Here is a 13,734-nt window from a genome sequence, read left to right as displayed (position 1 = left end):
AACTGAAGCAATCCGCTGCCTTATTCTGCATAACTCTTTGTTTACCAAGGAGTTTTGCGTTTCGACTGCGCCGGAAGTGGGGCGAATTATAGACAGATACAATTCGCCGTCAACACTTAATTTCAGGTTTATTCGGATTTGAGCGTAATACGCGCAAATGCCTTCTTCCCCGCCTGACAAACGTGGGTAGCACCCAGTTCGTATATAAAGGTGCGATCCACCACCTCACCATCTATACGCACACCGCCAGACCCCAGAAGGTCACGCGCGACCGCCGAGTTCTTTACCAAACCCGCCTTATTAAGGACTGCCGCAATCGGCATGGCCTCAGTAGCCGTCAATTCAATCTCAGGTAGATCATCCGGCAGCTCGCCATCTCTCATGCGGTTACCCGCTGCACGGTGAGCACTGGCCGCAGCCTCTTCACCATGGAAACGCGCAACGATCTCTTCCGCCAGCTTGATCTTCACGTCACGCGGATTGGCGCCCGCCTCTACATCCGCACGCAGCGCATCGATCTCATCCATCGAGCGGAAGCTCAACAGTTCGAAGTAGCGCCACATCAAGGCATCCGGGATAGAGACCAGCTTGCCATACATCACACCCGGGGCCTCCTGGATGCCTACATAGTTGCCCAGGGACTTGGACATTTTCTTGACGCCATCCAACCCTTCCAACAACGGCATGGTCAGGATGCACTGAGCCTCCTGACCATAAGCACGCTGCAGCTCACGCCCCATCAGCAGGTTGAATTTCTGGTCGGTACCACCCAATTCAACATCCGCGCGCAGCGCTACCGAGTCATAACCCTGAACCAGCGGATACAGGAACTCATGAATCGCGATCGGTTGATTGGTTGAATAGCGCTTGTCGAAGTCATCGCGCTCAAGCATGCGCGCCACGGTGTACTGGGAAGTGAGGCGAATGAAGTCCGCCGGCCCCATCTGATCCATCCAGGTGGAGTTAAACGCCACCTCGGTCTTGGCCGGATCAAGAATCTTGAACACCTGAGTCTTATAGGTCTCGGCATTATCGAGAACCTGCTCACGGGTCAGCGGCGGGCGTGTTGCACTCTTACCGCTCGGATCGCCGATCATCCCGGTGAAATCACCTATAAGGAAGATCACCTGATGCCCCAGCTCCTGGAACTGACGCAGCTTATTAATAAGCACGGTATGACCCAGGTGCAGGTCCGGCGCCGTCGGATCGAAGCCAGCCTTAATACGCAGGGGTTGGCCACGCTTGAGCTTTTCGATCAGCTCGGCCTCGACCAGCAGTTCTTCCGCACCACGTTTTATCAGCGCTAGCTGTTCTTCAACCGACTTCATAACAGACCCGCAAGGCTCAGATTCAAAAGGGAACCAACCATACAAGATCAGGGACTAATTACAAGTTTTGCCCTGCGCACGGACACCGTTCAGCAAGCCCAGCGTTCGCGAGCTTGCGCCACAGATGATTTGGTTATATTTTATACAGTTATTTCATCTTCATCATGTCATTCATCTTTTCCATTTCATCTTCAAAGTCAAAATTACCTATGACCACTGAACCGTCTAAAGCGCCGCCGCTTTACCCGAAGACCCACCTGCTTGCAGCAAGTGGTATCGCCGCTCTTCTCAGCCTGGCACTCCTGGTATTCCCTTCCAGTGACGTAGAAGCCAAACGAACATCCCTGAGCCTTGACTTGGAGAGTCCGGTTGAACAACTGACACAAGATCAAGACGCTTCCGACGCCCAACAAGCCACAAATGCTCCCACTGAATCGCCGTTTGCCCAGATCGAAAACACGCCGGAAGATACCCAGCAAGCCGTTCAAGAACAGAAAAAAACCGTAGTAGACGCTGCTAAGAACCCTCAACACCGCGAAGTGATCGTGGCGAAAGGCGATACGCTTTCGACCCTGTTCGAGAAGGTAGGCCTTCCCGCAGCCACCGTTAACGATGTACTGGCCAGCGATAAGCAAGCCAAGCAATTCACCCAGCTCAAACACGGCCAGAAACTGGAATTCGAACTGACACCAGACGGTCAGTTGAACAACCTGCACACCAGCGTCAGTGACCTCGAGAGCATCTCCCTGACCAAGGGCGCCAAAGGCTTTGCCTTCAACCGTATTACCACCAAGCCAGTCATGCGCTCTGCCTACGTTCACGGCGTGATCAACAGCTCACTGTCGCAATCTGCCGCGCGCGCTGGCTTGTCCCATAGCATGACCATGGACATGGCCAGCGTGTTTGGCTACGACATCGACTTCGCCCAGGACATCCGCCAGGGTGATGAATTCGACGTGATCTACGAGCAGAAAGTCGCCAACGGCAAAGTAGTCGGCACCGGCAACATTCTCTCCGCACGCTTCACCAACCGTGGCAAGACCTACACCGCAGTGCGTTACACCAACAAGCAAGGCAACAGCAGCTACTACACCGCCGACGGCAACAGCATGCGCAAGGCCTTCATCCGAACTCCGGTGGATTTCGCTCGTATTAGCTCGCGTTTCTCCATGGGTCGCAAGCATCCAATTCTGAACAAAATCCGCGCCCACAAAGGCGTCGACTATGCCGCCCCACGCGGGACGCCTATCAAGGCGGCCGGCGATGGCAAGGTCCTGCTCGCAGGGCGCCGCGGTGGCTACGGCAACACGGTGATCATCCAGCACGGCAACACCTACCGCACCCTGTATGGCCATATGCAAGGTTTCGCCAAGGGCGTGAAAACCGGCGGCAATGTGAAGCAAGGCCAAGTAATCGGTTATATCGGCACCACCGGCCTGTCCACCGGCCCGCACTTGCACTATGAGTTCCAGGTCAATGGTGTGCACGTTGACCCATTGGGCCAGAAACTGCCGATGGCCGACCCGATTGCCAAGGCCGAGCGCGCACGCTTTATGCAACAGAGCCAGCCGTTGATGGCGCGCATGGACCAGGAGCGCTCCACCCTGCTTGCTTCGGCGAAGCGTTAGGGTATGCCGCTCTATATAGGTGTAATGTCCGGGACCAGCCTCGATGGCCTGGATATCGCCCTGATCGAACAAGATTCGGCGGTCAATCTGATCGCCACCCACTACACACCTATGCCGGACACCCTGCGCGCAGAGCTGTTAAGCCTGTGCGCCAGCGGCCCGGATGAGATTGCCCGCTCAGCGATAGCCCAGCAGCATTGGGTCACACTCGCCGCCCACGGCATTCACACGGTGCTCGACCAGCACAACCTCAAGCCTCAAGACATACGCGCGATCGGCAGCCATGGCCAGACCATCCGTCATGAACCCGCCCGAGGCTTTACCGTGCAGATCGGCAACCCGGCATTGCTTGCGGAGCTGACGGGCATCAGCGTAGTCAGCGACTTCCGCAGCCGCGACGTTGCCGCTGGCGGCCAGGGCGCGCCTCTGGTGCCCGCCTTTCATGAAGCGTTGTTTGGCGAAAGCACTGGCAGCCGTGCAGTATTGAATATTGGGGGCTTCAGCAATCTCAGCCTGATCGAAACCGGGAGGCCCGTAGCCGGCTTCGACTGCGGCCCAGGCAATGTGCTGCTGGACGCCTGGATTCAACAGCAGCGCGGCGAACATTTTGACCGTGATGGGCTGTGGGCGGGTAGTGGCAAGGTCGAACCTCAACTACTCACGGCCCTACTCAGCGATCCATTCTTCCTGACCAAAGGCCCGAAAAGCACCGGCCGTGAAGTGTTCAACCTCGAGTGGCTGCACCGGCATCTTGGCCGTCTGCCCGCCTTTGCCCCCCAGGACGTACAGGCCAGCCTGCTGGAACTGAGCGTCCTGACCATCGTCGAGGCCCTGCAAACCGCGCAGCCCGAGACAGAAACGTTACTCGTCTGTGGCGGCGGCGCCCATAACACCACAATGATGAATCGTCTGGCCGCGTTGTTGCCATCCACTCAAGTCAGTAGCACCGCCACCTACGGCGTAGACCCGGACTGGGTCGAAGCCATGGCTTTCGCGTGGCTGGCTCACTGCTGCCTGGAAGGCATTGCCGCCAACCGGCCCAGTGTCACCGGCGCACGCGGGCTAAGGGTACTTGGCGCGATCTACCCCGCCTGACGAACACCTCGCCAGAACCGCAGACAGCAAAACGCCGCTTGGCCGATCAAAGCCAAGCGGCGTTTTTATTCGTTGTAGATCAGATCGAGAACGAAGAGCCGCAACCACAGGTGGTGGTCGCGTTAGGGTTCTTGATCACGAAACGCGAACCCTCCAAACCCTCCTGGTAATCCACCTCGGCGCCTGCCAAGTATTGGAAGCTCATCGGGTCCACGACCAGGCTAACGCCCTCGCGCTCAACGATGGTGTCATCGTCAGCCACATCTTCATCGAAGGTGAAACCGTACTGAAACCCTGAACAACCGCCGCCCGTAACGAATACGCGCAGCTTCAAGCGATCATTACCCTCTTCATCGACCAGGCTCTTTACCTTGTGCGCAGCACCGTGGGTAAATTGCAAAGCCGTGGGGGTGAAGGATTCAACGCTCATGCTGATAATCTCCCGGCGTAGCGCCGCCATATGCGTAATGGCAGGCATTATCCGCTTCTCCTAGAAAAGCGGTCAACTATTGTTACGGTATATCAATCTGCATCGCCGCCATTAGAAACACAAAAGGCCCGATCAACGGGCCTTTTGCGCAGTCCATAAATCGTTTTAAGGCAGCATGCCGGCGTGGGACAGACCCAGCTTTTCATCCAGGCCAAACAGGATGTTCATGTTCTGCACCGCCTGGCCCGACGCGCCCTTGACGAGGTTATCGATCACCGACAACACCACCACCAGGTCACCATCCTGCGGACGATGCACTGCAATCCGGCACACATTAGCGCCTCGCACGCTGCGGGTTTCCGGATGGCTGCCAGCAGGCATTACATCGACGAACGGCTCGTTGGCATAACGCTTTTCAAACAGCGCCTGCAGGTCTACCAAACGATCGACCACTGTGGCGTACAACGTGGAATGAATGCCACGAATCATCGGCGTCAGGTGTGGCACGAAGGTCAGGCCCACGTCTTTGCCAGCGGCGCGACGCAGCCCCTGACGAATCTCTGGCAGATGGCGATGCCCTTTTACTGCGTAAGCCTTCATGCTTTCCGACGTCTCGGAGTACAGGGAACCTACCGCTGCTCCACGACCGGCGCCGCTGACACCCGACTTACAGTCTGCGATCAGGCGCGAAGCATCCGCCAGCCCGGCCTCGAGCAACGGCAGAAAGCCCAGTTGCGTCGCCGTCGGATAGCAACCCGGCACAGCGATCAGGCGCGCCTGCTTGATCTGCTCCCGATTGACTTCCGGCAGGCCGTACACCGCCTCTTCCAACAGTTCCGGTGCACCGTGAGGCTGGCCGTACCACTTGGCCCATTCGTCGGCGTCTTGCAGGCGGAAGTCCGCCGACAGGTCGATGACCTTGGTGCCAGCGGCCAGCAGTTCGCCAGCCAACGCATGGGCAACGCCATGGGGAGTGGCAAAGAACACCACATCGCAGGCGCCAAGGGTGTTGATGTCCGGAACGCTGAACGCCAGGCCGTCGTAGTGGCCTCGCAGGTTCGGGTACATATCGGCCACGGCCAGACCGGCCTCGGATCGAGAGGTAATGACCACCACCTCAGCTTGCGGATGCTGAGCCAACAGACGCAGCAATTCGACACCGGTGTAACCCGTGCCGCCGACGATACCGACCTTGACCATAAACCTGCCCTCAACGAACCCACTGGAAAGCCGTCGATAATAGGGGCCGTATCGTCCTGCGACAACCGTCAACGTGACGTATGGGCGCATGAGCCACTACTATCTGCGCTACCGTGAACCTGGGAATAACTAAAAATGCTTTATCTATGGGTCAAAGCCTTCCATATCGTCAGCATCGTCTGCTGGTTTGCCGGGCTGTTCTACCTGCCGCGCCTGTTCGTCTACCACGCTCAAAGCGAGGACACTGTCAGCAAGGAACGCTTCAGCGTCATGGAGCGCAAGCTCTACCGCGGCATCATGGGCCCGGCGATGCTGGCCAGCCTGGTGTTCGGTATCTGGCTGATAGCCCTTAACCCCGGCATCTTTCAATCGGGCGCCTGGATCCACGCTAAGTTGACCCTGGTAGTGTTCCTGATTGGCTACCACCATATGTGCGGCGCGCAGGTAAAACGTTTCGCCCGTGGCGAAAACACCCGCAGCCATGTCTTTTATCGCTGGTTCAATGAAGTCCCGGTTCTGATATTGCTGGCTATCGTAATTTTGGTCGTGGTCAAACCGTTCTAACTTCAATTACTCGGGGTACCTCCAATGTCGCTGCCCGCTCTGCTTGAACAACGTCTGCGCCTGCCAGTGGTGGCTGCGCCGATGTTTCTGATTTCCAACCCGCAATTGGTGCTGGCCTGCTGCCGCAACGGCGTGGTCGGCAGCTTCCCGGCGCTCAACCAGCGCGAGAGCAGTGGCTTCAAGGCCTGGCTGGAGGAAATCGAAGCGGGCCTGGCGCAGTTGGACAATCCTGCGCCCTACGCCGTCAACCTGATCGTGCACAACAGCAACCCTCGCCTTGAGGCTGACCTGGCGATCTGTGTTGAGCACAAGGTGCCGATCGTGATTACCAGCCTGGGCGCAGTGAAAGAAGTGGTAGATGCGGTGCACAGCTATGGCGGCCTGGTGTTTCATGACGTCACTACCCGGCGCCATGCCGAAAAGGCCGCTGAAGCCGGTGTCGACGGCCTGATCGCCGTGGCCGCAGGCGCCGGTGGCCATGCCGGTACCTGGAGCCCGTTTTCGCTGATCGCAGAAATTCGCCAATTCTTCGACAAGACCCTGCTGCTGGCCGGCTGCCTGAACCACGGCCATGAGATACTCGCCGCCCAGTTGCTGGGGGCAGACCTGGCGTATTTCGGCACACGTTTTATCGGTACCACCGAAAGCCACGCCCCGGATGCGTATAAAGAGATGCTGCTCACATCACGCGCCGCCGACATCGTGCACACTCCCGCGGTCTCCGGCGTGCCCGCAAGCTTTATGCGCCAGAGCCTGGAAAATGCCGGTTTCGACCTCGCTGCCCTGCAGGGCAAAGGCGAAGTAAACTTCGGTTCCAAGCTCAAGCCGCTGAGCGACGAAGCCAAGGCCTGGAAGACCGTATGGTCTGCAGGCCAAGGTGTCGGTGAGATTAATGATTTACCCGGCGTCGATGAACTCGTTGCCCGCCTGGATGCCGAATACCGCAAGGCGCGCGAACAGGCGACACAGTTGCGCTGGCCACGCTGACCCAACCGCAAGGCCTGCCGATCGAGCAGGCCTGCACTACTCCACTGATTCAGTGACAAGGATGCCCGCATGAGCGACAACCGTTTCAAGATTGTGTTTGATGGGGCCTTGCTCCCGGGTGTCGAAAGCACCACAGCCAAGCTGAACCTGGCTGAACTGTTCAAGAGCACGGTCGAGGACATCGAGAAACTCTTCACCGGCCGCGTTGTTGCACTGAAACGCGACCTGTCCCGCCCCGACGCCGAAACCTACCTCACCGCGCTGAAAAACGCCGGGGTGGACGCGCGTATCGAGGCCGAACAGCCCGTAGCCTTCAGCCTTGCCGAAACCCACGAAACAGATTCCGGCGCAGCGGACTTCTCCCGTCCTGCGGCTTCGCCGTACGCACCACCGCGTGCCGCCGTAGGTGAAAGCCTGCCGGAATACGCCACCCTCAAGGTCTTCACCATCAATGGCCGTATTGGTCGTCTGCGGTACCTGGCATGGACGCTGGTACTGACCGTCGCCATGCTCGTCGCAGCCGGCATCCTCAGTACTGTGGGCTTTGCCATCGCGACCGCGTCACCGACCATAGCCATTATCCTCGGCTCGCTGCTGGGCTTCGCGCTGTTCGTCGCGGTTGTGGTCGTGAGCGTGCAGATCGGCGTGCAGCGCCTGCACGATCTGGGCTGGTCCGGCTGGTTGTACCTGCTGAACCTGGTACCGCTGGTGAACAGTATTTTCCCGCTGCTGCTGTTGGTAATGCCAGGTAACACCGGCGCCAACCAGTACGGCGCACCGCCACCGCGCAACTCCACCGCGGTGAAGGTCCTGGCCTCACTGTGGCTGGCATTCATCCCGCTGATGCTCATCATCGTGGTGTCGCTGGGCATGAACGGCTACCTGGATCAACTCGAAACCAACGTGGACAGCAGCTACGAAAGCAGCTCCATCACCTCCGATGAAGACGCCGATCAAAGCGTGATCGTCGATGAAGAAGATGCGCAAAGTGCTGACGACGCAGCCGAACCTGTAGACTCTCCAGAACAGTAAAGAAACGCGCCGCGCCTGTGATGCCTCCATCCCAGGCGCGGCGCGTTGCGATGGAGAAAGGCATGACCCGTTACGCTCTGATCACCGGTGCCTCCAGCGGCATCGGCCTGGCTTTGGCCGAAGCCCTGGCCCGTCGCGGCCGCAGCTTGATTCTGGTGGCCCGCCAGCGTGATCAGTTGGAAAGCATTGCAATCGAATTGACCCAACGCTTCGGCGTCGAGGTGCTGTTTCGGGCATGCGACCTGGGCGAGCCATTGCGCTTGTCCGGGTTCCTGCTGGAGCTGGAAGAAGGCGAGCGGCAGATCGACTTGCTGGTGAACTGCGCCGGCATTGGCACCAGCGGGCCATTCCTGGCCCAGGACTGGATGACCGAGCAGGACCTCATCGAAGTCAACATCCTTGCCCTCACCCGCATGTGTCACGCCTTGGGCAATAGCATGGCGCTGCACGGTGGCGGGCAGATTCTCAACGTTGCCTCGGTCGCCGCGTTCCAACCCGGCCCGTGGATGAGCAGCTACTACGCCAGCAAGGCCTATGTGCTGCATTTCTCCGAAGGCTTGCGCGAAGAACTCAAGACCTGTGGCATTAAGGTCTCGGTGCTTTGCCCCGGTCCTACGCGCACCGCATTCTTCCGTACAGCGCAAATGGACACCGCCAGACTCGACCGCAGCGAGCAATTGATGAGCCCGGAAGAAGTGGCGCTCTATACCGTGCGCGCATTGGAAAAAAACAAAGCCATCATCATTCCTGGTCGACGTAATCGCTGGCTGGCCTTCAGCCCGCGTTTCAGCCCGCGCTGGCTGACCCGCAAGATCGCCGGCGCCATCAACAAGGCCTATTGCCCACGCTGATCGCCTGAGTACACTCACCTTGCACTTTCATAATGGAGAAACAGCTGTGGATACTCTGTTCACCAAGATCATCAACAGAGAAATACCCGCGAAGATTATCTACGAAGATGATCAAGTCCTCGCCTTCCACGATATTGCCCCACAGGCGCCGGTACATTTTCTGGTTATCCCGAAGAAGCCTATCCGCACATTGAATGACTTGACCGAGGACGATAAGGCCCTGGCCGGCCATATTCTGTTCACTGCCCAGCGTTTGGCGGTGGAACAAGGCTGTGAGAAAGGTTTCCGTGTGGTGATGAACTGCAATGAAGACGGCGGGCAGACTGTTTACCATATCCATATGCATGTACTGGGTCAGCGCCAGATGAATTGGCCACCGGGCTGAACCAGCCCGCAACAAGGGGCGCAGTCCGAGGCTGCGACCCCACGCCCTTGACTCAAGGCAAACGCGTTCCTCTCTCTTGCGGTAAACTGGCCGCCGAGATTCCTCCCGGAGGTCAGCATGACTACCCAACGTCACTACTCGCCGATAGACCGTCTGTTGCTGCAAGCCGACACGGCCATGCGCACGTTGCTGCCCTTCAGCGGCCAACCTTACCGCCCGTCGCCCGCCATCGTGCAGCCTGATGCGCAGATGAGCGAGACCGAAACCCGTCATGTGGCCGGCCTGATGCGCATCAACCATACCGGCGAGGTCTGCGCCCAGGCGCTGTACCAGGGCCAGGCCCTGACCGCCAAGCTGCCGCAGGTGCGCGCAGCCATGGAGCATGCGGCCGAGGAAGAAATCGATCACCTGGCCTGGTGCGAGCAACGTATTCGCCAGTTGGGGAGCCATCCCAGCGTGCTCAACCCGCTGTTTTACGGTTTGTCATTCGGCATCGGCGCGGCTGCCGGCCTGATCAGCGACAAGGTCAGCCTCGGTTTTGTCGCCGCGACTGAGCATCAAGTGTGCAAGCACCTGGATGAACACCTGGAACAATTGCCGGCCGACGACGAAAAGTCCCGCGCAATTCTTGAGCAGATGCGTATCGATGAAGCGCACCACGCCGAAAGTGCATTGGATGCCGGCGGTTTCCGCTTCCCGGCGCCAGTGCGATTCGGCATGAGCCTGCTGGCCAAGGTCATGACCAAAAGCACTTACCGCATCTGACGAAACCTGCGGCTGCAAAAAAGGGCGCTATCGAAGCGCCCTTTTCTTTTGCAGATTGGCGGTCAACCCAACTCGATGATCTCGTAATCATGGGTGATGGCCACACCCGCCACGCCGAGCATGATGGACGCCGAGCAGTATTTCTCGGCCGACAACTCGATAGCCCGCTTGACCTGAGCTTCTTTCAACGCCCGGCCCTTCACCACGAAATGCATGTGGATCTTGGTAAACACCTTGGGATCTTCAGTTGCGCGCTCGGCTTCCAGGAAGGCTTCGCAGCTTTCCACGGCCTGGCGAGATTTTTTCAGGATGCTGACCACGTCGAAATTGCTGCAACCGCCCACGCCAAGCAGGAGCATTTCCATCGGGCGTACGCCCAGGTTACGGCCACCGGCTTCCGGCGGGCCATCCATGACCACCACATGGCCACTGCCCGACTCACCGAGGAACATGGCTTCGCCCGCCCATTGGATGCGTGCCTTCATCGCCCAGACTCCACTGCTAAAAAAGGGTCGCCAGCTTAGCACAGGGCCCGGGCGCAACCGCGCTTCCCATCAAAGCGATCAATAACGGCGCTGACTCGGAAAATTCGCTAATCGAGTCAGAATGTGTCTGTTAAGCTGGCGCCAAAGGAGTGGCGTATTGCCACCCTTCATACAACGTGTATCAATGCCGATACCGCTGAGTACAACAACTCCAACCACCTCGCGCTGCCTTTCGGGATACAACCATGGTTGCTCTTACGCCCATACCCAAGATCAAGAATCTCGACAAGTTGCTGATGCACTGCCAGCGCCGGCGCCACCCCGCCAAGCACAACATCATCTGCGCCGGTGAGCGCTCCGAAACCCTGTTTTTCATTATCAAGGGCTCAGTCACCATCCTGATCGAGGATGAAGACGGCCGCGAAATGATCATCGCCTACCTGAACACAGGGGATTTTTTCGGCGAGCTGGGGCTGTTTGAACAAGCAGGCAAGGAGCAGGAGCGCAGCGCCTGGGTGCGGACCAAGGTCGAGTGCGAAGTGGCCGAGATCAGTTACACAAAGTTTCGCGAACTCGCCCAGCAGGACCCCGATATTCTCTACGCCCTCAGTGGTCAGATCGCCCAGCGCCTGCGAGACACTACGCGTAAGGTTGGCGACCTGGCGTTCTTCGATGTCACCGGGCGTGTGGCCCGTTGCCTGCTGGAACTGTGCAAGCAGCCCGATGCAATGACTCACCCCGACGGCATGCAGATCAAGATCACCCGCCAGGAAATCGGGCGCATTGTCGGTTGTTCACGGGAGATGGTCGGCCGCGTGCTCAAGGATCTTGAAGAGCGCAACCTGGTGCACGTCAAAGGCAAGACGATGGTGGTGTTCGGTACCCGTTAAGCCGGCAGGAAACTGGCCAGCATTTGACGGTACAAGCTGTCCAGCCGGCTGATTGCGTCCGGCGCGGGGAAGGCTTCGTGCAGGGCAATATGGCTGTCGGCGCGAACCCGTTGCTCCAGGCCGCAGGCTTGGTTGAAGCGGTTGACCGCCGCGATGAGTTCTTCACGATCGTTATCCAGCAACAACGCACCGTGCACCAACCCCACCGGGCGGCCCCCGCCTTGCCGCCAGCGCTGGGCAGTGCCGACCATTTTGCGCCCGTTGAGGTTGACGTTGTAACGACCGTCGCAGAATGCACCATCGATTTCCCCGACGGAGGCATCGCCGCCCAACTCGATAAGTAAATCGCAGATCGGCTGGCATAGACGCTGGTAACCGGTTTCGATGCGACCTTGATCACCCTCACTGCGCGGCGGAGCGTAGACCAGGGCGATATTGACCGTGGCGCTGGACTGCGGCACCGGTTCGCCGCCGGTTTCGCGCAAGAGCACCGGCCAACCGGCATCCGCAGACACGCGGCTGGCGACATCGAAAGCAGGCAATCGGCTCAAGCGGCGTGGCATCACCAATGCCTGATCGCTGGGCTGCCAGAACAACAACCCAAACGCCTGCTCACCCGCGCAAACGGCGGCCAGCAAGGCTTGCTCGGCGGCAAGGCCTGCTTCAACACGCATCGACACTGGCTGGATCAATGGGCACCTACCTATCTGAATAAATACAAACCCAAATGTGGGAGGGGGCTTGCCCCGATAGCGGTATGTCAGTCAAGGATGCTCCAACTGAATCGCCGCCATCGGGTGTAGAACCGTAGACATCGTTTACATCTGAAACCGGGGACATCGTTTACACATTTGAGGCCTGGACGCGGGTCATACCTCGTCCAAGCCTCCCCAAGGGATAATCACACAGGTACAAATCCCAAGCTTCATCTTCAGCTTCTTTGAGCCCTATCCTTTCCCCGGACAGCGCCTCGCTGATAAATACCAACTTGCCGTTCCACTTGATCGATCCGTCCTGCCTGACGCTTCGAACTTTCATTTCTGCCGGATATTCCACATCGGGCAAGCATCCTGGATAAATTCGGGTGGACGGCACATACAAGTCTCCCGGACGTTTCATGCCGAGCGCTTCGTGAGGGCGTACGTAATTAAACTCATGCCTGAAATGCTCCAGCAAAAGCTGCTGCTCGACTAAGTTTTTCCCTAAGGGCAACTCAAGTTTCAAGCTACGGTGCATTCGTTCATGGCGACCATTCTGGGCGGGTCTTCCCGGCATGGTTCGCTCGGGATAAATACCCAGCCGAATCCACCAAACTGCCAGTGTGGATATTCTTGCCAGGCCAGGAGAGGCGAACGGTACCCCGTTGTCCGAACGGATAACTTCCGGCATGCCGTACTCCTGAAAAAGCCTCTCAAAGGCCTGTTTTACAGGCTGGGTCATGATCTTGGGATGGGCCCTGCACGCTAAAATCAGCCGCGACGCATGGTCTGTGACGGTCAAAGGGAAGCACATCTGAGCATTAAGCATCTTGAACTGCCCTTTGTAGTCAGCACACCACGTCTTGTTAGGTTCGTCGGCCTTTCGCATTTGTGCGTGGGAAATGCTGTGTCGGCGTTTGAAGCGCCGCTTTTTGACGAGCCCAAGTCGGTCAAGCCATTGACCGGCCGTACTTGGAGAGGGCCAGGTGACGGAGGGATCTTCCAGCCGTAATAGCTCGAGAAGCTTTTTCGGCCCCCATTTATCGTGAGCCTCCTTCATCGCGACTACACGGGCCAAAATCTCGTCGTCGGTTTTATTTGGGCTGTTGTGAGGTCGCCGGGACAGTTCGGATAAAGACCTCAAATCGCCGTCGTGCCGGGCAATCCACTTATCGACGGTAGGTCGGCTAACGTCAAAGCGGCGTGCCAACTGGCTTTTGGTGAAGTTGCCAGAAAGCCAATCAGCTACCAGCTTGATTCTTTGATTCATGGGGGACTCTTGGTTCCAGGGCATGATCAGTTACCTCCTGATCATGCGTATTAGCCTGTAAACCATGTCCCCGGTTAGAAATGTAAACGATGTCCCCGGTTTGTACCGGGGCAAGCCCCCTCCCAC

15 protein-coding genes are annotated in these 13,734 nt (G+C 58.2%); 9 read left to right on the top strand and 6 right to left on the bottom strand.

Features of this window, described 5'->3' with window-relative positions; all coding sequences use genetic code 11:
* Nucleotides 1-128: 128 nt before the first annotated feature.
* Nucleotides 129-1,328, bottom strand: a complete 1,200-nt coding sequence (gene tyrS / locus BFP99_RS11730) for a tyrosine--tRNA ligase (protein ID WP_027605883.1) — start codon at nt 1,326-1,328, stop codon at nt 129-131.
* A gap of 209 nt (nt 1,329-1,537) precedes the next feature.
* Here tyrS and BFP99_RS11725 point away from each other — a divergent pair, with 209 nt between their 5' ends.
* Nucleotides 1,538-2,956, top strand: coding sequence for a peptidoglycan DD-metalloendopeptidase family protein (locus BFP99_RS11725; protein ID WP_065925365.1), 1,419 nt, complete (start codon nt 1,538-1,540; stop codon nt 2,954-2,956).
* A 3-nt stretch (nt 2,957-2,959) separates the two neighbouring features.
* Nucleotides 2,960-4,051, top strand: a complete 1,092-nt coding sequence (locus tag BFP99_RS11720) for an anhydro-N-acetylmuramic acid kinase (protein ID WP_065925366.1) — start codon at nt 2,960-2,962, stop codon at nt 4,049-4,051.
* A 79-nt stretch (nt 4,052-4,130) separates the two neighbouring features.
* Here the strand turns inward: BFP99_RS11720 and erpA are convergent, their stop codons facing one another.
* Both erpA and argC read right to left on the bottom strand, forming a co-directional pair.
* Entirely contained in the window at nt 4,131-4,481 is a 351-nt protein-coding gene (gene erpA / locus BFP99_RS11715; RefSeq protein ID WP_003176443.1) for an iron-sulfur cluster insertion protein ErpA, read from the bottom strand.
* Between the two features lie 165 nt (nt 4,482-4,646).
* A complete protein-coding gene (argC, locus tag BFP99_RS11710; protein WP_065947301.1) occupies nt 4,647-5,681 on the bottom strand; it encodes an N-acetyl-gamma-glutamyl-phosphate reductase in 1,035 nt (344 codons plus the stop codon).
* A gap of 135 nt (nt 5,682-5,816) precedes the next feature.
* On the opposite strand from argC, the gene hemJ reads away from it, so the two are divergent.
* The 6 genes from hemJ (at nt 5,817) to coq7 (ending at nt 10,265) form a co-directional block, all read left to right on the top strand.
* Complete coding sequence (hemJ, locus tag BFP99_RS11705) at nt 5,817-6,245, top strand: protoporphyrinogen oxidase HemJ (protein WP_027605887.1); 429 nt, start codon at nt 5,817-5,819, stop codon at nt 6,243-6,245.
* 24 nt (nt 6,246-6,269) lie between these two features.
* Complete coding sequence (locus tag BFP99_RS11700) at nt 6,270-7,232, top strand: NAD(P)H-dependent flavin oxidoreductase (RefSeq protein ID WP_065947300.1); 963 nt, start codon at nt 6,270-6,272, stop codon at nt 7,230-7,232.
* Between the two features lie 69 nt (nt 7,233-7,301).
* Nucleotides 7,302-8,264 carry a DUF805 domain-containing protein gene (locus tag BFP99_RS11695; protein ID WP_065925369.1) on the top strand — a complete coding sequence of 321 codons (963 nt, stop codon included), beginning with the start codon at nt 7,302-7,304 and terminating at the stop codon, nt 8,262-8,264.
* A 62-nt stretch (nt 8,265-8,326) separates the two neighbouring features.
* On the top strand, nt 8,327-9,115 hold the full coding sequence (locus tag BFP99_RS11690) for an SDR family NAD(P)-dependent oxidoreductase (RefSeq protein WP_065925370.1): 789 nt from the start codon (nt 8,327-8,329) through the stop codon (nt 9,113-9,115).
* Between the two features lie 46 nt (nt 9,116-9,161).
* Nucleotides 9,162-9,500, top strand: a complete 339-nt coding sequence (locus tag BFP99_RS11685) for a histidine triad nucleotide-binding protein (protein WP_003194682.1) — start codon at nt 9,162-9,164, stop codon at nt 9,498-9,500.
* A 117-nt stretch (nt 9,501-9,617) separates the two neighbouring features.
* Nucleotides 9,618-10,265: a 2-polyprenyl-3-methyl-6-methoxy-1,4-benzoquinone monooxygenase gene (gene coq7, locus BFP99_RS11680; protein WP_065925371.1), complete on the top strand. Its 648-nt coding sequence runs from the start codon at nt 9,618-9,620 to the stop codon at nt 10,263-10,265.
* A gap of 62 nt (nt 10,266-10,327) precedes the next feature.
* Here coq7 and BFP99_RS11675 read toward each other — a convergent pair whose 3' ends face one another.
* Nucleotides 10,328-10,750 carry an OsmC family protein gene (locus BFP99_RS11675; protein ID WP_065947299.1) on the bottom strand — a complete coding sequence of 141 codons (423 nt, stop codon included), beginning with the start codon at nt 10,748-10,750 and terminating at the stop codon, nt 10,328-10,330.
* A 245-nt stretch (nt 10,751-10,995) separates the two neighbouring features.
* On the opposite strand from BFP99_RS11675, the gene crp reads away from it, so the two are divergent.
* Nucleotides 10,996-11,640, top strand: coding sequence for a cAMP-activated global transcriptional regulator CRP (gene crp, locus BFP99_RS11670; protein WP_065925372.1), 645 nt, complete (start codon nt 10,996-10,998; stop codon nt 11,638-11,640).
* On the opposite strand, the gene BFP99_RS11665 is transcribed toward crp, so the two are convergent.
* On the bottom strand, nt 11,637-12,332 hold the full coding sequence (locus BFP99_RS11665; protein ID WP_065925373.1) for a lipoate--protein ligase family protein: 696 nt from the start codon (nt 12,330-12,332) through the stop codon (nt 11,637-11,639). The two genes, crp and BFP99_RS11665, sit on opposite strands and share 4 nt — an antisense overlap.
* A gap of 151 nt (nt 12,333-12,483) precedes the next feature.
* The gene (locus BFP99_RS11660) at nt 12,484-13,632 is read right to left on the bottom strand and encodes an integrase core domain-containing protein (RefSeq protein ID WP_065924691.1); all 1,149 of its coding nucleotides are present in this window, start codon (nt 13,630-13,632) and stop codon (nt 12,484-12,486) included.
* Nucleotides 13,633-13,734: the final 102 nt, after the last annotated feature.

The organism is Pseudomonas sp. 1 R 17, from assembly GCF_900067035.1.
Lineage (GTDB): Bacteria > Pseudomonadota > Gammaproteobacteria > Pseudomonadales > Pseudomonadaceae > Aquipseudomonas > Aquipseudomonas marginalis.
This window is presented reverse-complemented; position numbering and strand designations above follow the sequence as displayed.